General features: G+C 62.0%; 20 protein-coding genes. 4 read left to right on the forward strand and 16 right to left on the reverse strand.

Annotation, left to right across the window (positions count from 1 at the left end; all coding sequences use genetic code 11):
- Window positions 1-30: 30 nt before the first annotated feature.
- The 5 genes from TR61_RS08915 to paaA form a co-directional block, all read right to left on the reverse strand.
- Window positions 31-1080 carry a 2Fe-2S iron-sulfur cluster-binding protein gene (locus TR61_RS08915; protein WP_050929632.1) on the reverse strand — a complete coding sequence of 350 codons (1050 nt, stop codon included), beginning with the start codon at window positions 1078-1080 and terminating at the stop codon, window positions 31-33.
- Window positions 1081-1090: 10 nt separating this feature from the next.
- A complete protein-coding gene (gene paaD / locus TR61_RS08920; RefSeq protein WP_050929633.1) occupies window positions 1091-1588 on the reverse strand; it encodes a 1,2-phenylacetyl-CoA epoxidase subunit PaaD in 498 nt (165 codons plus the stop codon).
- Complete coding sequence (gene paaC, locus TR61_RS08925) at window positions 1582-2316, reverse strand: 1,2-phenylacetyl-CoA epoxidase subunit PaaC (RefSeq protein WP_050929634.1); 735 nt, start codon at window positions 2314-2316, stop codon at window positions 1582-1584. Before paaC ends, paaD begins: the two co-directional genes overlap by 7 nt.
- On the reverse strand, window positions 2316-2600 hold the full coding sequence (paaB, locus tag TR61_RS08930) for a 1,2-phenylacetyl-CoA epoxidase subunit PaaB (RefSeq protein ID WP_050929635.1): 285 nt from the start codon (window positions 2598-2600) through the stop codon (window positions 2316-2318). Before paaB ends, paaC begins: the two co-directional genes overlap by 1 nt.
- A 96-nt stretch (window positions 2601-2696) precedes the next feature.
- The gene (gene paaA, locus TR61_RS08935; protein ID WP_050929636.1) at window positions 2697-3680 is read right to left on the reverse strand and encodes a 1,2-phenylacetyl-CoA epoxidase subunit PaaA; all 984 of its coding nucleotides are present in this window, start codon (window positions 3678-3680) and stop codon (window positions 2697-2699) included.
- A 108-nt stretch (window positions 3681-3788) separates the two neighbouring features.
- Here paaA and TR61_RS08940 point away from each other — a divergent pair, with 108 nt between their 5' ends.
- The gene (locus TR61_RS08940) at window positions 3789-4661 is read left to right on the forward strand and encodes an SDR family oxidoreductase (RefSeq protein ID WP_050929637.1); all 873 of its coding nucleotides are present in this window, start codon (window positions 3789-3791) and stop codon (window positions 4659-4661) included.
- A 61-nt stretch (window positions 4662-4722) separates the two neighbouring features.
- A complete protein-coding gene (locus TR61_RS08945) occupies window positions 4723-5526 on the forward strand; it encodes a lytic murein transglycosylase (protein ID WP_050929638.1) in 804 nt (267 codons plus the stop codon).
- On the opposite strand, the gene TR61_RS08950 is transcribed toward TR61_RS08945, so the two are convergent.
- Window positions 5523-6314: a heme-dependent oxidative N-demethylase family protein gene (locus TR61_RS08950; RefSeq protein WP_050929661.1), complete on the reverse strand. Its 792-nt coding sequence runs from the start codon at window positions 6312-6314 to the stop codon at window positions 5523-5525. The two genes, TR61_RS08945 and TR61_RS08950, sit on opposite strands and share 4 nt — an antisense overlap.
- A gap of 109 nt (window positions 6315-6423) precedes the next feature.
- Complete coding sequence (locus TR61_RS08955; protein ID WP_172676956.1) at window positions 6424-7368, reverse strand: hypothetical protein; 945 nt, start codon at window positions 7366-7368, stop codon at window positions 6424-6426.
- A gap of 219 nt (window positions 7369-7587) precedes the next feature.
- On the opposite strand from TR61_RS08955, the gene dddP reads away from it, so the two are divergent.
- Complete coding sequence (dddP, locus tag TR61_RS08960; RefSeq protein WP_050929640.1) at window positions 7588-8931, forward strand: dimethylsulfonioproprionate lyase DddP; 1344 nt, start codon at window positions 7588-7590, stop codon at window positions 8929-8931.
- Between the two features lie 105 nt (window positions 8932-9036).
- Here dddP and dxs read toward each other — a convergent pair whose 3' ends face one another.
- The 6 genes from dxs to TR61_RS08990 all read right to left on the reverse strand — a co-directional run bounded on the left by dxs (window position 9037) and on the right by TR61_RS08990 (window position 14305).
- Window positions 9037-10965, reverse strand: coding sequence for a 1-deoxy-D-xylulose-5-phosphate synthase (gene dxs, locus TR61_RS08965; RefSeq protein ID WP_050929641.1), 1929 nt, complete (start codon window positions 10963-10965; stop codon window positions 9037-9039).
- A 24-nt stretch (window positions 10966-10989) separates the two neighbouring features.
- Entirely contained in the window at window positions 10990-11856 is an 867-nt protein-coding gene (locus TR61_RS08970) for a polyprenyl synthetase family protein (protein WP_050929642.1), read from the reverse strand.
- A gap of 6 nt (window positions 11857-11862) precedes the next feature.
- A complete protein-coding gene (locus TR61_RS08975) occupies window positions 11863-12105 on the reverse strand; it encodes an exodeoxyribonuclease VII small subunit (protein ID WP_050929643.1) in 243 nt (80 codons plus the stop codon).
- Window positions 12102-13028 carry a histone deacetylase family protein gene (locus tag TR61_RS08980; protein WP_050929644.1) on the reverse strand — a complete coding sequence of 309 codons (927 nt, stop codon included), beginning with the start codon at window positions 13026-13028 and terminating at the stop codon, window positions 12102-12104. Before TR61_RS08980 ends, TR61_RS08975 begins: the two co-directional genes overlap by 4 nt.
- A gap of 66 nt (window positions 13029-13094) precedes the next feature.
- On the reverse strand, window positions 13095-13796 hold the full coding sequence (locus TR61_RS08985; protein ID WP_050929645.1) for a response regulator: 702 nt from the start codon (window positions 13794-13796) through the stop codon (window positions 13095-13097).
- Window positions 13793-14305: a MarR family winged helix-turn-helix transcriptional regulator gene (locus TR61_RS08990; RefSeq protein ID WP_050929646.1), complete on the reverse strand. Its 513-nt coding sequence runs from the start codon at window positions 14303-14305 to the stop codon at window positions 13793-13795. Before TR61_RS08990 ends, TR61_RS08985 begins: the two co-directional genes overlap by 4 nt.
- Before the next feature lie 173 nt (window positions 14306-14478).
- Here TR61_RS08990 and TR61_RS08995 point away from each other — a divergent pair, with 173 nt between their 5' ends.
- Window positions 14479-15345: a branched-chain amino acid aminotransferase gene (locus TR61_RS08995; protein WP_050929647.1), complete on the forward strand. Its 867-nt coding sequence runs from the start codon at window positions 14479-14481 to the stop codon at window positions 15343-15345.
- A gap of 165 nt (window positions 15346-15510) precedes the next feature.
- Here the strand turns inward: TR61_RS08995 and TR61_RS20505 are convergent, their stop codons facing one another.
- From TR61_RS20505 to TR61_RS09005, 3 genes are read right to left on the reverse strand one after another with little or no spacing between them, the layout of a single operon-like run.
- Complete coding sequence (locus TR61_RS20505; RefSeq protein ID WP_281178065.1) at window positions 15511-15642, reverse strand: hypothetical protein; 132 nt, start codon at window positions 15640-15642, stop codon at window positions 15511-15513.
- The gene (locus TR61_RS09000; protein WP_050929648.1) at window positions 15639-16865 is read right to left on the reverse strand and encodes an MFS transporter; all 1227 of its coding nucleotides are present in this window, start codon (window positions 16863-16865) and stop codon (window positions 15639-15641) included. The genes TR61_RS20505 and TR61_RS09000 overlap by 4 nt, the downstream gene beginning before the upstream one ends.
- On the reverse strand, window positions 16862-17299 hold the full coding sequence (locus TR61_RS09005) for a MarR family winged helix-turn-helix transcriptional regulator (protein WP_050929662.1): 438 nt from the start codon (window positions 17297-17299) through the stop codon (window positions 16862-16864). Before TR61_RS09005 ends, TR61_RS09000 begins: the two co-directional genes overlap by 4 nt.
- Window positions 17300-17328 lie beyond the last annotated feature (29 nt).

Raw genomic sequence — 17328 nt, forward strand, 5'->3', positions numbered from 1 at the left:
GGCCATGAAACCCGCGACCTGTGATTCGGATCAAGCCGCGTCGAAATCCAATACCAGTTTCTCGCTTGTGGGCCGGGCCTGGCAGGCAAGGGTAAAGCCCGCTTCCAGTTCCCACGGTTCAAGCGAGTAATTCACGGCCATTTCCGCGCTGCCTTCGGCCACTTTACAGCGGCAGGTGCAGCACATGCCGCCCTTGCAGGAATAGGGCAGTTCCAGACCTTGGCGGGCGGCGGCGTCTATGACAGTGTCATCGCCTGCCTCGAACCGGAACTGGCGGCGGGTGCCGTCCAGCATCACTTCGACCGCGACACCGCTTGCCGCGGCGGCTTCCGCTGCGGCGGATTTCGGGGCGCGCGGGGCTTCGCCATCCTGATAGAAACGTTCGAAATGGATGCGGTCTTCGGGGATGTCGGCCTTTGTCAAAGCGGCGTGGACATCGTCGATCATCTCACCCGGACCGCAGAGGAAAATCCCCTCGGCCCCTGCCAGGTCGACGGCACCGGCCTGTGCCAGGGAAATCACTTTCTCGCCCGTGATCCGGCCATTCAGGATGGCCACGTCCTGCGGTTCGCGGCTGAGGATATGGATCAGCGTCAGCCGGTTCATGTACCGGTCCTTCAGCGCATCCAGCGTGTCACGGAACATGATCGTGTCAGTCGCGCGGTTGCCATAGATCAGCGTCACCTCGCCGCCCTGCGCCAGTACATCCGACGCAATCGACACCATCGGCGTGATGCCCGATCCGGCGGCGATCAGGACGATGTTCTTTGCGCCTTTCGTGACGAACCGGCCTTCCGGCGGCATGACTTCCAGCGTTTGCCCGGGCTTGAGATTTTGCGCAAATGTCGAAAACGCCCCGTCTTCGACCCGCTTGACGCCCACGGTCAGCGGCTCCCCTGCACAGCTGGCAATGGAATAGGACCGGCGAATATCCTCGCCCGCCACGTCGGCGCGGAGCGTCAGATACTGGCCCGGCTGATAGGCGAAGCTGTCTTTCAAATCATCCGGTACAGCAAAGCTGATGGCGACGGCTGTATCGGTCTCGGGGCGCACGGCGCTGATGGTCAGGGTGTGGAACATGTGCCTCTCCTCAGATGCACTTGAAATAATCGAAGGGTTCAGAGCAGTTAAGGCAGCGATACTGCGCCTTGCAGGCGGTCGATCCGAACTCGCTCAGCTTCTCGGTGTCGGTCGAATTGCAGCGCGGGCAATGCACGGTGGTTTCGCCGAAAAGCGCCAGTTTAGAGCCTGTTTTTTCCTCTGGCGGGGCGATGCCATAGGCGCGCAGTTTTTCTCGCCCTTCATCGCTGATCCAGTCGGTGGTCCAGGCGGGCGACAACACACGTTCGATGCGGGCCTCGAAGCCTGCATCCAGAAGCGCCGTTTCGATCGCCAGTTCGATGGCCAGCGTCGCAGGGCAACCGGAATAGGTGGGCGTGACTTTTGCCACCGCTACGCCGTCTTCCAGGAGCACATCGCGCAGGATGCCCAGATCGGCCACTGTTACACAGGGCACTTCCGGGTCGGGGACGGCGGCTGCCGCCTCCCACGCGCGGCGCGCGTCCAGAGAGATCGCCTCGCCTACCACGTGGCCCCCGGATGAGCGCGATAGACCGATTGCATTTCGGCCAGCAGATGGCCCAGACCTTCGCCATGTTTGCCCACACGGCCCCCGGTTTGCGGGTATTGCACCACGGGGCGGCTCAGCAGGGCATGGCCGAAGATCTCGTCAATCGTGGCCTCCCAGGCGGGCTGGATCGCGGCGCGGCTCGGCAGGGCGTCAATGCCTTCGGCTGCGCCTTCCTCGAACAGCTCCCCGGTATAGATATGCAGCGCCTCGACTGCGTCTTTCATGCGGCGCGCGCTTTCATCCGTGCCATCGCCCAGGCGGATGACCCATTCGCCCGCATGGCGGATGTGGTAGGCCATTTCCTTGACCGCCTTGCCGGCAACACCGGCAATCACCTCGTCCGAAGACGACAGCGCGGCCTCCCAATAGGGTTTCATGAAAGCGGCGAAATACAACTGGCGCAGAACCGTATGCGCGAAATCCTCGTTCGGGCGTTCGCAGAGCAAAAGGTTGCGATACTCCCGCTCCCCGCGCAGATAGGCCATGTCATCCTCGGACCGGCCCTCGCCTTCCAGCTGCGCGGCATAGTCGTAAAGCGTGCGCGCCGTGCCGATCAGATCCAGTGCCATGTTGGGCAGGGCCAGATCTTCTTCCAGCATGGGCGCATGGCCACACCATTCGCTCAGCCGATGGCCCAGCACCAGGTGGTCATCCGCCAGTTCCAGAACCGCGTCGAAGAGCGCCATCACATATGCCCCACTTCGTCCGGAATGTCGTAGAATGTCGGGTGACGATAGATTTTCTCGCCAGTCGGTTCAAAATTCTCCGCCGCCTGGTCGGGATCGCTCGCCGTAATCGCTGCGGACGGCACCACCCAGATCGAATTGCCCTCGCCCCGGCGGGTATAGACATCGCGCGCGGCTTGCAGCGCCATCACCTCATCGGCGGCGTGGATGGATCCCACATGCTTGTGGCTCAGCCCGTTGCGGGGCCGGATGAACACTTCCCAAAGGGGCACTTCACCAGACATCGCGCTTCCTCTTCTTCTCTTTGATAGATACGGCGGGGGGTTTGGGGGGCAGCGCCCCCCAACTTGGTCGGACCGGCGCAGCCGGTTCGAAACACATTACTCGGCGACCAGTTTCCGGGCCTTGCGCTTTTCGGCATGGGCCAGGGCGGCTTCACGCACCCAGGCACCGTCGTCCCAGGCTTTCTTGCGCGCCTTGATGCGGTCCCTGGCCATGGGCCCATGACCTTTCACTACGCGCCAGAACTCGTCCCAGTCGATGGGGCCATGATCATATCCGCCCTTTTCCTCGTTCCATTTCAGGTCCGGGTCAGGGATCGTCAGGCCCAGATATTCCGCCTGCGGCACGGTGGCGTCGATGAATTTCTGGCGCAGCTCGTCGTTCGAGAACCGTTTGATCTTCCATGCCATGGACTGGTCGCCATGCACCGAATCGCCGTCATGCGGGCCGAACATCATTAGCGACGGCCACCACCAGCGGTTCAGGCTGTCCTGCGCCATGGCTTTCTGATCGGGCGTGCCCTGGGCCAGTGTCATGACGATCTCGTAACCCTGGCGCTGGTGGAAACTTTCCTCCTTGCACACACGGATCATCGCGCGGGCATAGGGGCCATAGGAACAGCGGCACAGCGGGATCTGGTTCATGATCGCGGCGCCATCGACCAGCCAGCCGATGGTGCCGATATCGGCCCAGCTCAGCGTTGGGTAGTTGAAAATCGACGAATATTTGGCGCGGCCGTCCAGCAATTCCTCGGTCATCTCTTCGCGCGATACACCCAGCGTTTCGGCGGCGGCGTAAAGATACAGACCGTGTCCGCCTTCATCCTGCACTTTGGCCAGCAGGGCCGCCTTGCGGCGCAGGCTGGGCGCGCGGGTGATCCAGTTGCCTTCGGGCAGCATGCCAACAATTTCGGAATGCGCGTGCTGACCGATCTGCCGGACCAGCGTGCGGCGATAGCCTTCTGGCATGGCGTCATTCGGTTCGATCTTTTCTTCGGCGTCGATGCGATTCTGAAACGCCTCCAGAAACTCGGGTGTTTCGTCGGTGCGCGCGTCGGCACCGATCAGACCTTGGCTGTACATGGGCTAGGCTCCTCCAAACCGGTGGTAAGAATATATGTTACGAAATTTATCAAAGCAATCATTTTTTGTAACACTTGCGTCTGGCAACTGGGCACCGCATCAAAGGCCATGACCAAACGACTGCTTTCTTTCGGCCATGGATATTCCGCGCAGGCTTTGGCGCGACGTTTGCTGCCGCTGGGTTGGACGATCCAGGGCACCACCCGGTCAGAGGACAAGGCTGACAAATTGCGCGATGACGGGGTAGAGCCGCTGATTTTCCCCGGTGAGGATGTCTCCGCCGTGCTGGAGAGGGCGACTCACATCCTGATCTCGGCTGGTCCGGGTGAAGAAGGGGATCCGGTTCTGAACCTCTTGCGCGACCAGATCGCGGACGCCGCACCCCATCTGGAATGGGTCGGATACCTGTCGACTACGGGTGTGTACGGGGATCATCAGGGCGGCTGGGTGGATGAGGACACGCCGCTGACCCCGTCAACCCGCCGGGGGCAATGGCGCAAGGAAGCGGAAGAGGCATGGCAATCCATCCCAGGCCTGCCGCTTCACATCTTCCGGCTGGCCGGTATCTATGGCCCCGGCCGCGGCCCGTTTTCCAAGGTGCGCAACGGCACGGCCCGGCGGATCATCAAAGAGGGCCAGGTTTTCAGCCGCATCCATGTCGAGGATATCGCGCAAGTGCTGCACGCGTCCATCGACCGGCCCAATCCGGGCGCGGCCTATAACCTGTGCGATGATGATCCGGCCCCTCCGCAGGATGTAATCGCCCATGCGGCCGAACTTCTGGGTCTGCCGGTCCCACCCGCGATTCCCTTCGACGAGGCCGAGATGACGCCCATGGCGCGCAGCTTTTATGCCGAAAGCAAACGGGTGCGAAATGACCGGATCAAGGATGAGCTGGGCGTGCAGCTGATCTTCCCGGATTACCGGGCCGGGTTGCGGGCATTGCTGCAAGCGGAAAGCGGTGACTCGCAAGACCATTGATCGAAACGGCAGCCCGCGCCATCCTGTTGCGGTAAGTAACCCTTTGGTTTCGAGGTATGTGATGCGGGTGAAGATCTTGGGATATGCGGTGGCCTTGGTGCTGATGGCGCAACAGGCCGCGGCGCTGACATGCAGCAATACAAGCGCCGGGTTCGATGCCTGGAAATCCGATTTCGCCACTTATGCAAAACAGCAGGGCGTCGGTCAGCGCGGGCTGCAAGCACTGGCGGGATCGCGATACAGCCAGGCGACGATCAATGCCGACCGAAATCAGAAGGGCGTGCGATACGCTCTGAATGATTTCATTCGTATCCGCCTTGGATCGCTGGACGGGTTCGCGGCCATGGCGCGCAAACGCAAGACGCGCAATCCAGAGTTCTATGCCGCGCTTGAACGTATCTACGGCGTTCCGGCCGGCGTGTTGCTGGCGATTCACGGTATGGAAACCGGGTTTGGCCGGAACATGGGCAATATCCCCATCGTGTCGTCGGCGATGACGCTGACTTTTGATTGCCGCCGGTCTGATTTCTTCCGTCCGCATGCGATTGCGGCGTTGAAATTCGTTGACGCCGGGGTGCTGTCGCTGGATACGCGCGGCGCCGCGCATGCGGAAATGGGGCATACACAGTTCCTGCCGGGGAACGCTTTGATCTATGGCGTGGATGCCAATGGCGACGGGCGCGTGGATTTCTTCAACGAGGCGGATGCGCTGGCATCGACGGCGAATTTCCTGCGGCAGAAGGGCTGGAAACCGGGGCGCGGATACCAGCAGGGGGAGCCGAATTTCGCGGTCATCAAGGAATGGAACGCGGCAACGGTGTACCAGCAGGCCATCGCCCTAGCGGGTGAACGGATCGACCGTTAACCGGCCTCTGCACCCTCGGGGACAACGCCTTCGGGCAAGACGAATGTGTGGATCGAAAAGACGACAGCCTTTGATTCCGGCAGTCGGAAGATCACCTGTTTCTCGCTGCGGAAGTATCGCGGGCCCTCAGACCCCGGTTTTTCGCGCGGCGGATCGGTGCGCTTGCGTGGCTGGTGCAGGTCGGGCCGCGCATACCACAGCCGGTTGAACCGCCACAGCGGGCGGCCGGTTTGCACACCATCGAACAGGCGCTGCACCCTGCGGGCGATCTGATCGTCATAGGAGGGCACCGGATCGTGGATGCGTGTCAGGGGACGCTTGAATTTCTCGGCCAGGCTCCAGCTTGCGGGAAAGCACAGGATCGCGCCGGTCAGCACATGTTCGTCGCCCTGTTTTTCCAGAATGCACAGATCTTCCTGAACCAGCTGGGCCAGGGTACCCAAAGGGTCGTCCCGGTCGATCCGCACCGTCTCTCCATCAGGCCGGGTGACTGTTTCACCGGCGATCCGATACCCTCGGTCCGGATGACGATTGAGCGTGTCGAGCGCAAGCTGCAACAGCTCCTCCGCCGCCGGGCGGGCGGTTTCGGTCAGGACGTGAACGATATCGCGGCGGGTCGTAATCAGGTGCGTGCGGTACGCGATCTGATCTGCGAAGGCGTCATCGACCATCAGCCAGTCGTCAGGATCGGCCGGGCGAATTCCGGGCAGGGGGCGCGGTGTAACATCGAAAGGCAAACGCGATTGAAAAATCCGCGAGAACGAAGGGATATCTGCCCCTGCCTGCATGCCCATAATCCTTGCCATACCCTGCCCGGGTTATGGCCGATCCTGCGGCGTGATCCAAGCGCGGCCTTCCTTTGCGCCAACTTGGCCAACGTGCGCGCGCTACGATGGCCTATCCTGCGGCACGCATGGGGTGGCGGTGGAAAGGGACAACCGTTGGTTCGGTGTCGAAGTCGCGCAAAAGGCTGCGCAGCTCTTCGGTTAGGGCGGATAACTCATCCCTTTGTTGGGCGCGTTTCTGAAATGCCTCATGCGCGATGTCCTGTGCCTGCTCCGCATCTGGGTTGCGAATCCCACATTCTGCCGCGTGCAGTGAGCTGCGGACCCGCGCCGCCTCCTCACTGGCGGCGTGGGCGAGCGAGCGCACCTCTTGTGCCAGTTGCGTCAGACTTTGACCGTCCTGGCCCGCACGCGCCGCCTGGACCGAGACGCCAAGCGCAAGGCGGTTGGCGTTGAAAGACAGAGCGTCGATCGTCTTGGCAGCGGCGTAGAGATGCGTCACAGCCGATGTGAGCCGCTGCGCGATGTCCGGGCTGGCCGAAGCCGTTGCTGGGTGATCCCCGTCCAAACCCTGCTGCGCCTGTCCGATGCGATCCGTCAGATCAGACAATGCCGCAATCAGCCTTTCGCGCCCGTCAAGATCCGCATTGATCCTGTCGATGACCGCCCCGAGTTCCCTGCCGGATTGCCGGGGTATGCGCGCGGACAGATCACCCGACGCGGTGGCCGCGAGTGTGGTCAGCATCGCGTCAATACCGGTTGTCCAGTCGCTGATATTCGTCAGGCAGGCAACAATCCGGTCAACCTGCCCGTCCGCATTGCGGATAGGCGCAAACGCCCCTTCCATCCAAAGGGTCTGGCCATCGGGGCGCAGGCATCGCAGCCGACCGCCGGCAACCGTGCCGTCCGAAATGCCGGACCAATCTGAACCTTCAGCCGGGCTCAGGTGCATCCCCTGCAGCGCCGGCAGATCTGCCCCCATGACGGCACAGAACAACGCGTCGGCGTCCATCAGGCACCCGTCCGGAGACACCCAGGCCAGCATTCTTCCGTGCATCAAGGTATCCATCAGCGCGGTTTGCGCCGGATTGCATGCCCCATCATCAGTCTGCCTGTTACACTGTGCCATGGGGATCCTTTCCTGCCCCCGCCGTGGTTACGCCGTTATCCTTAACAATGGGTTTCCTGGTCCGAATGCGACCCGTGAAAGAGTCGCTTTTCTAGGGTTGGCCCCGTTTCGGCGGCGCTAGCCTTTTCCAAGGACAGGAGCTTTCGCATGAACACGCATTACCGCGACACCCGTAAGATCGACCCTTCCCAGGGCCCTGTTCTGGGTGACGGCACCCCCAATGACGGTGACCGGATCGAGATCGGTCCGACGCAACTGGCCTTTCAGGAATGGGCGGCGGCGGGGCTGCAACTGCCCGATCTTGTGGCAATGCGCGAATACCGCTGGCGGCGGCTGATGCAGCATATCGTCGACCGCGGCTATGCCGGGCTTTTGATGTTTGATCCGCTGAATATCCGTTATGCCACCGACAGCACCAATATGCAGCTGTGGAACACCCATAACCCGTTCCGCGCGGTGCTGGTTTGCGCTGACGGGAATATGGTGATCTGGGATTACAAGAACTCCCCTTTCCTGTCGAAGTTCAACCCGCTGGTGCGGGAACAACGATCCGGTGCTGATCTGTTTTACTTTGATCGCGGCGACAAGGTGGATGTGGCGGCGGATGTGTTTTCCAACGAGGTGCGGGTGCTTCTGGACGAGCATGCGCCGGGGCTGAAGCGGCTGGCAGTAGACAAGGTCATGCTGCACGGGCTGCGCGCGCTGGAAGCGCAGGGGTTCGAGATCATGGAAGGCGAGGAGGTGACCGAAAAGGCCCGCTCCATCAAAGGTCCGGACGAGATCAAGGCGATGCGCTGCGCCAGCCACGCCTGTGAAACCGCCATGCGCGCGATGGAGGATTTTGCGCGCGCGAATGTGCCCTCGGGCACGGTGACCGAAGATGACATCTGGGCGGTGCTGCATGCCGAGAACATCCGGCGCGGCGGCGAATGGATCGAAACGCGGCTGCTGACATCAGGCCCACGCACGAACCCCTGGTTTCAGGAATGCGGCCCGCGCGTGACCCGCAACAACGAGATCATCGCCTTCGATACCGATCTGGTGGGCAGTTACGGGATCTGTGTTGATATCTCGCGCACCTGGTGGATCGGCGATCAGAAGCCCCGCCCCGACATGGTCTATGCCATGCAGCACGCCCATGAACACATCATGACGAATATGGAGATGCTGAAACCTGGTGTGACCATTCCCGAACTGACGGCAAATTGTCACCGGCTGGATGACAGGTTCCAGGCGCAGAAATACGGCTGCCTGATGCATGGGGTCGGCCTGTGCGATGAATGGCCTTTGGTGGCCTATCCCGACCATGCGGTGGCTGGGGCGTTCGATTACGCGCTTGAGCCGGGCATGACACTTTGTGTCGAGGTGCTGGCGGGTGAGGTCGGAGGGGATTTCTCGATCAAGCTGGAAGATCAGGTTCTGATCACCGAAGACGGGTATGAGAACCTGACCACCTATCCGTTCGATCCGGCGTTGATGGGGCAGGTCTGACGGGTAGGCAGGATATTCGAATATCCTGCAGCCTTATGACCATTGTTTCACGTTGGAGCCCAAGACTTTTCGAAAAGTCTTGGCAAAGGGCCTTCGAAGGCCCTTTTACGCCCGCTTCTCTCCGATGCGCGCTACACCCAACACATCCAGTACTTTCGCCTCGATATGTTCGGCATTCATGCCAGCTACGGCATACATATCTGCGGGGCTTGCCTGATCGATGAAGATATCCGGCAGCACCATTGATCGGTATTTCAGCCCCTGGTCGAACACAGCCTCATCGGCCAGAAGCTGGGCCACATGAGATCCGAAACCACCTACGGCGCCTTCCTCGATCGTGATCAGGGCTTCGTGCCGCGCGGCCAGAGACAGGATCAGATCGCTGTCCAGTGGCTTGGCGAAACGGGCGTCGGCGACGGTGGGTTTGATGCCCTTTGCCTCCAGTGCTTCGCAGGCTTTCACCACTTCAGACAGGCGCGTCCCGAATGACAGGATCGCCACCCGGTTGCCTTCGCGGATCATGCGGCCCTTGCCGATCTCGATCGGTTCGCCGCGTTCGGGAAGGTCGACACCAACGCCTTCGCCACGCGGGAAGCGGAAGGCGATGGGGCCGTCATCATGCGCGGCGGCAGTGGCCACCATATGCACAAGTTCGGCCTCGTCCGCGGCGGCCATGACGGTAAAGCCCGGCAGGTTCGACAGATAGGCGATGTCGAACGAGCCGGCGTGGGTTGCACCATCAGCCCCCACCAGACCTGCCCGGTCGATGGCAAAGCGCACCGGCAGGCGCTGAATCGCGACGTCATGGACCACCTGATCATAGCCGCGCTGCAGGAAGGTCGAATACATCGTGCAGAAGGGTTTCATCCCACCCGCCGCCAAGGCGGCGGAAAAGGTCACGCCATGCTGTTCAGCGATGCCCACGTCAAAGCACCGGCTGGGATAGCGTTCGGCAAACAGGTTCAGACCCGTGCCATCCGGCATCGCGGCGGTGATGGCGCAGATCTTGTCATCTGCCGCGGCCTCGCGGATCAGGCTGTCTGCGTAAACGCGGGTATAGCTGGGCGCATTGGAAGGGGCCTTCTTCTGTTCCCCCGTCACCACATCGAATTTCGCGGTCGCATGGCCCTTGTCGCGCGCACGCTCGGCAGGGGCGTATCCCTTGCCCTTCTTCGTCAGCACGTGGATCAGGATCGGCCCGGTCGCACGTGCCTTGACCGTGCGCAGCACGGGCAGCAGCTGATCCATATCGTGGCCGTCGATGGGGCCAAGATAGGAAAAGCCCAGCTCCTCGAACAACGTGCCGCCGACGGCCATGCCCTTCAGCATTTCCTTGGCGCGCTTGGCGCCCTCGCGGAACGGCTCGGGCAGCAGCGACACCGCCCCTTTGGCAGCGGCCTTGAATTCCTGAAACGGCTCTTCGGCGTAAAGACGGCTCAGATAGGACGACAGCGCCCCCACAGGCGGGGCGATCGACATCTCGTTATCGTTCAGAATAACGATCAGGCGTTTCTTCAGGTGGCCTGCGTTGTTCATCGCCTCGAACGCCATGCCGGCACTCATCGACCCGTCGCCGATCACGGCAATTGCATCGCCCAGACCCTCCGGTGTCACACCGCCCAGATCGCGAGCGACGGCAAAGCCAAGAGCGGCGGAAATCGAGGTCGAGGAATGCGCGGCGCCGAACGGGTCATAGGGCGACTCGCTGCGCTTGGTGAAACCGCTCAGACCGTCCTTCATCCGCAGGGTCCGAATGCGGTCGCGTCGCCCGGTCAAGATCTTGTGCGGGTAACATTGGTGCCCCACATCCCAGATCACCTTGTCGCGCGGTGTGTCAAAGATCGCGTGCAGCGCCACGGTCAGCTCAACCACACCCAGCCCTGCGCCCAGATGCCCGCCCGTCACCGACACGACCGAGATCGTCTCTGCCCGCAACTCATCGGCCAGCTGGCGCAGCTGCGCGTCGCTGAACTGTTTCAGATCGGCGGGTTTCTGGACCTGGTCCAGCAAGGGCGTATTCGGGCGGTCGGACATGACCCCTCCTTCGAGGGCGCGAACTCAATTCCGGCGGGCAATAACGAAACGCGCCGCGTCCCGCAAGGTTTCCGCCTTGTCACCGTAATCAGATAGGGCGTCGCAGGCCTGCGTCACCAGATCTTCCGCGCGGCGTTTCGCCCCGTCCAGTCCCAGCAGGGATACGAAGGTTGCCTTGCCGGCGTCGGCATCCTTGCCAACCGCCTTGCCGACCTCGCCCGCGTCTCCTTCCACATCCAGAATGTCGTCAGCGATCTGGAAGGCCAGGCCCAGGGCCTGCGCATAGGCCCCAAGCGCCGACGGGTCTTCACCCGCAAGGCGCGCCCCCGCCTCGGCCGACCATTTGATCAGCGCGCCGGTCTTTCCCGCCTGCAGCCTGGTGATCTGGTCCAGCGTCAAAGGCTCTGCCGCCGTTTCCGCCGCGATATCCAGGGCCTGCCCCAGGACCATGCCTTCGGCACCGCTGGCGCGCGCAAGGCTCAGGGCAAGATCGGCGCGCACATCGCCGGGGCCGACCTCGGGGCGGGTGATCAGTTCAAAGGCAAGCGTCTGCAGCGCGTCGCCCACCAGAACGGCGGTGGCCTCGTCCCATTTGACATGCACCGTCGGCCGCCCGCGCCGCAGGTCGTCGTCATCCATGCAAGGCAGATCGTCATGCACCAGGCTATAGGCATGAAGCGCCTCGATCGCCGTAGCGGGCCATATCGCGCGGCCCGGCTCCACGCCATGCAGGCGCGCGCCTTCCAGCACCAGAAACCCGCGCAGCCGCTTGCCGCCTTCGGTGGCATAGGCCATGCCCCGAATGACAGGTTCATCCGCCAGCGGGGCCAGCACCTGATCGAACTGCGCTTGAATCCGGGTTGCCGCCGCCTTCAGCCGATCTTCGAACACGGCAGGTCAGAGCCCTTCGACAGGTTTCACCCCTGCCGGGTTGCCATCCGCATCCAGCGTGATCGCGGCGACCTTTTCCTCGGCGCGCTTCAGCTCATCCTCACAGCGCTTTTTCAGCGCCGCGCCGCGTTCATAGAGCGCGATCGACGCATCCAGCGCCACGTCGCCGCGTTCCAGCTGATCGACCACGGCCTCCAACTCGCGCATGGCTTCTTCGAATGACATTTCGGAAACGGGTGTGTCGCTCATCCTGCGGCCTTCATCAATTCTTCCACATGTGCGCGGCTTGCTTCGGCCAGCGCCTGAAGATCATAACCGCCCTCCAGAACCGATACCACCCGCCCCTCGCAGAACTCGTTCGCCAACGCGCAGAGTTCGGATGTCACCCACGCGAAGTCGTCGGTTTCCCAGTTCAGCGCGGCCAGAGGATCGTTCATATGCGCGTCGAACCCGGCCGAAATGATGATCAGTTCCGGCCGGAAGGACCGCAGGCGCGGAAAGGCCTGTTTCTGATATTCATAGCGCATCTTGGTGCCGTCGCTTTCGGGCGGCAGGGGGATGTTCAGCACATTGCCATGCGCCCCCGTTTCCGACGGGTGCCCCGATCCGGGCCAGAGCGGCATCTGCTGGCTGGTGATGACCAGCGCGCGCGCCTCGTCCCACAGAAGGTCCTGCGTACCGTTGCCATGATGCACGTCGAAATCCACGACGGCGACACGGCTCAGCCCATGCACATCCAGCGCATGTTTCGCCGCCAGCGCGGCATTGCCGAACAGACAGAACCCCATTGCGGTCGAGCGCTCGGCATGGTGCCCTGGCGGGCGCATGGCGACGAAGGCATTCGCGGCTTCGCCATCCAGAACCATGTCCACGGCTTTCATTGCGCCGCCTGCTGCACGTAGCGCAGCCTGCAACGACCCGGGCGACATCCAGGTATCGGCGTCGATCTGGTGATACCCTTCAGATGGGGCGCGGGCGCGGATATCGGCGATATGGCTTTTGGGATGAACGCGCGCCAGATCCGCATCTGTCGCCAGCGGCGCATCGACACGCAGAACATCCAGTCCGTCCAGCGCGTTCAGGATGTATTCCAGCCGCGCGACACGTTCCGGATGGCCTTCGGGTGTGACATGCTGCAGGCAGTCGGCATGGGTGATCAGTGCTGTTTTCATGGGCCTCCCCCTGCTTCTTCTCTTTCCAAATACGGCATCCGACGCAGGCCACCGCGCGCGCCATCCTCAATCCGGGGACAGCATATACCCAGCGCCCCGCACCGTTTGAAGATAGCGCGGCTGTTTGGGATTGTCCTCGATCTTGCGGCGCAGGCGGGTGATCTGAACGTCCACCGCACGCTCCTGGGCCTGGCCGCGATCGCGGCCCAGATCCTCGACCAGTTTTACGCGGCTCACCGGCTCACCGGGGCAGGCTGAAAAGATGCGCATCAGCTGGCTTTCGGTCGCGGTCAGTCGCACAAGGTCGTCGCCGCGCCACATCTCGCCACGTTCGATGTCATAGCGGATGGGTCCCAGATGCAGGATCTTGGGCACCGTGTCTTCGGCAGGCGTTTCCGGCATCCGCCGCAGGATCGCATTGATGCGCAAGAGAAGCTCTTTCGGCTCGAACGGCTTGGCCAGATAGTCATCTGCGCCCGCTTCCAGCCCGGCGATCCGGTGTTCGGTTTCCCCCTTGGCGGTCAGCAACAGGATCGGGGTGTCATGGCTCTCTCGCAGGGATCGGGTGAGAGAAACGCCATCCTCGCCCGGCATCATCACATCCATGACGATCAGGTCGAAATCCAGTCCTGACAGAACCCGGCGCGCATGTTCTGCATCGCGGGCGGCGGTGACCAGGAACCCGTTGCGCATCAGGAATTTTTTCAGCAGATCACGGATGCGTTCGTCGTCGTCGACGATCAGCAAATGGGCGTCCAGATCGCTCATTGTCCGTTGTCCCTGAGCTTGGCGAAGGTGCGGCGCATGTCGGCATCCATCATCGCCTCCAGCACCTGGCGGAAGCCTGCCACCGCTTCCGGGCCTGCTTCGCGGTAGGCCGCGCGCATGCGGGCGCGCTGAGCATCTGACAGCTGCGCCTCAAGCTCTTGCCCAGCCTCGGTCAGGAACAGATGGCGTTCACGCTTGTCCAATGTGCCGACTCGGCTTTCGACCAGACCGTCTTCGATCAATGTGCGCAGCACGCGGTTTAGGGATTGTTTCGTCACGCCGAGGATGGCCAGAAGGTTGTTTACCGTCGTGCCGGGGGCGCGGTTGATGAAATGCACCGCGCGGTGATGGGCGCGGCCATAGCCTTTGTCGAGCAGGATGCGATCGGGATCGGCGGTGAATCCGCGATAGGCGAAAAACATCGCCTCGATCCCCTGGCGGAGTTGTTCGTCTGTCAGGAAAAGCAGGCTTTCCCCGGAATAGACCTGTGCGGTGCGTCCGTCTGACATGGCCGGTCTTGAAACTCTTCACTGTCTTCTTTTGCGGGCAGCTTACGTCAGCCTTGTTGACATTCCAACAGTGAAAAGGTATCGAATCGCAGTTTTGACGCAATATTGTGTCCGATGCGGACATATCTGCGCAATAAATGAAAACGCACGCAAGGGTGCAGGAGGAAAAGACTATGGCCGGATATGACGACCGCGACGGCAAGATCTGGATGGATGGAAAGCTGATTGATTGGCGCGAGGCGAACGTCCACATCCTGACCCATGCAATGCATTATGCCAGTTCGGTTTTCGAGGGTGAGCGGGCTTATAACGGCAAGATCTTTCTGAGCCGTAAGCATTCGGAACGGCTGCATTTTTCGGCTGGAGAGCTGGATTTCCAGATCCCCTATACCGTGGATGAGATCGAAGCGGCCAAGCAGGAAGTGCTGACCGCAAACGGGCTGACCGACGCCTATGTGCGCGCGGTGGCCTGGCGCGGCGCGGGGGAAGACATGGGTGTCGCGTCGGCACGCAACCCCGTCCATCTGGCCATCGCAGCCTGGGAATGGGGCAGCTATTACGGCGATGCGAAATTCAAGGGTGCGAAGCTGGATATCGCCAAGTGGAAACGCCCCAGCCCCGAGACGATCCCGGTGCACGCAAAGGCCGCAGGGCTTTACATGATCTGCACCACGTCGAAGCACGCGGCCGAGGCAAAGGGCTGTTCCGACGCGCTTTTCATGGATTACCGTGGCTATGTGGCTGAGGCGACGGGGGCCAACATCTTTTTCGTCAAGGACGGAGAGGTACACACGCCTGATCCGGATTGCTTCCTGAACGGTCTGACGCGTCAGACGGTGATCGGTATGCTGAAAGACCGTCAGATCAAGGTGCATGAGCGCGTGATCATGCCAGAGGAGTTGGAAGGCTTCGAACAGTGCTGGCTGACGGGCACCGCGGCCGAGGTCACGCCTGTGGGGCAGATCGGTGATTACAGTTTCGAGGTGGGCGCGATGACGCGCGAGATCTCGGACGCGTATGAGAAGCTGGTGCGGGAATAAGCGCGGTCTCGGCGCAAAAGGTTAACGCCCATGAAAACAAGGGAAATGGCTGTGCACAACCCGTGCACAAGCCGTACACAACCTGTGCACCGGCAATGCACCGGGGGCGTGGGTTAATGCAACGTGCGGTGCGGGCTGTTTGTGAGCGACAGGTTAAGCGGCGCGTCAGAAGCACCAGCTGAGTACATCCAGCGCCAGTGCCATGCCGGTGGTGTGGTAGGCGCTGAAGATCGCCAGCAACACGACCGCCCCCAGGCCGATCCCGGCCCCCACTGCGAGAGAGCGCGCCAACGTCATTGCGTGGCTGCCCGGCGGTCGGCCATGGCGGTTTCGCGGATGGGTGCGTTGAGGGCCGCGGCGATCAGGCTGAGGCCAATGGCGATCCACCAGGCCACGTCATAGCTGCCGGTGCGGTCATAGATCACGCCGCCCAGCCAACCGCCTGCGAAGGATCCCAATTGGTGACCGAAGAACACAAAGCCTCCTAACATCGCCATGTTGCGTACGCCAAAGATACTGGCGACCACTCCGTTGGTCAAAGGCACGGTGCTGAGCCAGAACAAGCCCATCAGGATGCCAAAGGCATAGGCCGTCCATTCCGTCATCGGGATCGTGATAAAGGCCAGGATCGTGGCACCGCGCGCCATGTAAAGCCAGGCCAGCATGCCGGGTTTCTTGTAGCGCCCACCCCAGAAGCCGGCGAGATAGGCGCCTGCGATGTTGAAAAGGCCGATCAGCGCCAGAACGGTGGTGGAGACGCCCGAAGCCATCCCTTCATCGGCCAGATAGGCGGGCAGGTGCACCGCGATGAAGACGACCTGAAAGCCGCAGGCGAAAAAGCCCCAGAAGAGCAGCCAGAAATCGCGTTCGCCGAACGCTTCGCGCAGGGCTTCGCGGACGGTGAGGTTGTCGTTGGGATCGACGGGGCAGGACGCCATGCCGGGTTCGCGCAGTGCAAAGCTGAGCGGGAGGATCAGGGCGGCGATTGCGGCCATGATCAGCAGCGCGGATTGCCAGCCGAAACCGCCCAGAAGGCCCAGGGCGATGGGGAGCATGGCGAATTGGCCGAAGGACCCGATGGACATGGACACGCCCATCGCCATGCTGCGTTTTTCGGGCGGCAAGGCGCGGCTGATGGCGCCGAAGACGATGGGCATGGTTGTGCCGCTGAGGCCAAGGCCGATCAGTACCCCTGCGGTCAGGGAAAACATCACTGCGTCCTGCGGGATCGACATCAGTGCCAGACCGCCCGCGTAAAGGATCGCGCCACCCAGGATCACTTTGCCCGAGCCAAAGCGGTCGGCCAGCATGCCGGTGAAGGGTTGGGCCGCACCCCAGACAAGGTTTTGTAGCGCGATGGCAAAGGCAAAGGTTTCGCGCCCCCAACCGGCATCCATGCTGATGGGTTGAAGGAACAGCCCAAAAGCGTGGCGCGTGCCCAGCGTCAGCGCCATGATCAGCGACCCGGCGATCAGAACGAGGCGGGCGCGGGCCCAGTTGTCCATGGGTTGGGAGGTCATGTGGAGCGTCCTTCGTTGTCGGGGTCCAGTGCGTCGAGCAGTTGGAACAAGGTGTCAAATCCACCGGGGCCAAGGCGGGATTTCAAATCGGATTGCACACGGTCCCAGTCATGGTTGGCCCGATCCGTGATGGCATCGCCCTTTTCGGTGAGCGAGAGCACTCGGGTCCGTTTGTCCTGGCCGGGTTCGAACCGGGTCAGCCCGGCCTTTTCCAGCACGCGCATGTTGCGGCCCAGGGTGCTTGCGTCCAGTTCCGTGGCTTGCGCAAGTTGGTTCAGCGTTGGCCGCTCCAATCGACGGATTGTGCGGAGCAGGGACAATTGGGCAATCGTGATCCCATGCTTTTCCATGGCGTGGTCGTAAATCGCGTTTGCCTTGCGCGTGGCCCGACGCAGCCGAGTGGAGATACAGACGGATTTGAACGGTTCAGCCATATTGTCGGTATATACCGATAAATGGTCTG

It is taken from the genome of Aestuariivita boseongensis (genome assembly GCF_001262635.1).
GTDB classification, from domain to species: Bacteria; Pseudomonadota; Alphaproteobacteria; order Rhodobacterales; family Rhodobacteraceae; genus Aestuariivita; species Aestuariivita boseongensis.

What these genes read in the sequence shown, in the direction of transcription:
- dddP (WP_050929640.1), top strand. Translation starts at nt 7,588, where the DNA reads ATGAACACGCATTACCGCGACACCCGTAAGATCGACCCTTCCCAGGGC.
- TR61_RS08975 (WP_050929643.1), bottom strand. Translation starts at nt 12,105, where the DNA reads ATGAGCGACACACCCGTTTCCGAAATGTCATTCGAAGAAGCCATGCGC.
- paaA (WP_050929636.1), bottom strand. Translation starts at nt 3,680, where the DNA reads ATGTACAGCCAAGGTCTGATCGGTGCCGACGCGCGCACCGACGAAACA.
- TR61_RS08940 (WP_050929637.1), top strand. Translation starts at nt 3,789, where the DNA reads ATGACCAAACGACTGCTTTCTTTCGGCCATGGATATTCCGCGCAGGCT.
- paaC (WP_050929634.1), bottom strand. Translation starts at nt 2,316, where the DNA reads ATGGCGCTCTTCGACGCGGTTCTGGAACTGGCGGATGACCACCTGGTG.
- TR61_RS09005 (WP_050929662.1), bottom strand. Translation starts at nt 17,299, where the DNA reads ATGGCTGAACCGTTCAAATCCGTCTGTATCTCCACTCGGCTGCGTCGG.
- TR61_RS08955 (WP_172676956.1), bottom strand. Translation starts at nt 7,368, where the DNA reads ATGCACGGAAGAATGCTGGCCTGGGTGTCTCCGGACGGGTGCCTGATG.
- TR61_RS08915 (WP_050929632.1), bottom strand. Translation starts at nt 1,080, where the DNA reads ATGTTCCACACCCTGACCATCAGCGCCGTGCGCCCCGAGACCGATACA.
- TR61_RS08980 (WP_050929644.1), bottom strand. Translation starts at nt 13,028, where the DNA reads ATGAAAACAGCACTGATCACCCATGCCGACTGCCTGCAGCATGTCACA.
- TR61_RS20505 (WP_281178065.1), bottom strand. Translation starts at nt 15,642, where the DNA reads ATGACGTTGGCGCGCTCTCTCGCAGTGGGGGCCGGGATCGGCCTGGGG.
- TR61_RS08945 (WP_050929638.1), top strand. Translation starts at nt 4,723, where the DNA reads ATGCGGGTGAAGATCTTGGGATATGCGGTGGCCTTGGTGCTGATGGCG.
- TR61_RS08995 (WP_050929647.1), top strand. Translation starts at nt 14,479, where the DNA reads ATGGCCGGATATGACGACCGCGACGGCAAGATCTGGATGGATGGAAAG.
- paaB (WP_050929635.1), bottom strand. Translation starts at nt 2,600, where the DNA reads ATGTCTGGTGAAGTGCCCCTTTGGGAAGTGTTCATCCGGCCCCGCAAC.
- TR61_RS08990 (WP_050929646.1), bottom strand. Translation starts at nt 14,305, where the DNA reads ATGTCAGACGGACGCACCGCACAGGTCTATTCCGGGGAAAGCCTGCTT.
- TR61_RS08950 (WP_050929661.1), bottom strand. Translation starts at nt 6,314, where the DNA reads ATGCAGGCAGGGGCAGATATCCCTTCGTTCTCGCGGATTTTTCAATCG.
- TR61_RS08985 (WP_050929645.1), bottom strand. Translation starts at nt 13,796, where the DNA reads ATGAGCGATCTGGACGCCCATTTGCTGATCGTCGACGACGACGAACGC.
- TR61_RS09000 (WP_050929648.1), bottom strand. Translation starts at nt 16,865, where the DNA reads ATGACCTCCCAACCCATGGACAACTGGGCCCGCGCCCGCCTCGTTCTG.
- dxs (WP_050929641.1), bottom strand. Translation starts at nt 10,965, where the DNA reads ATGTCCGACCGCCCGAATACGCCCTTGCTGGACCAGGTCCAGAAACCC.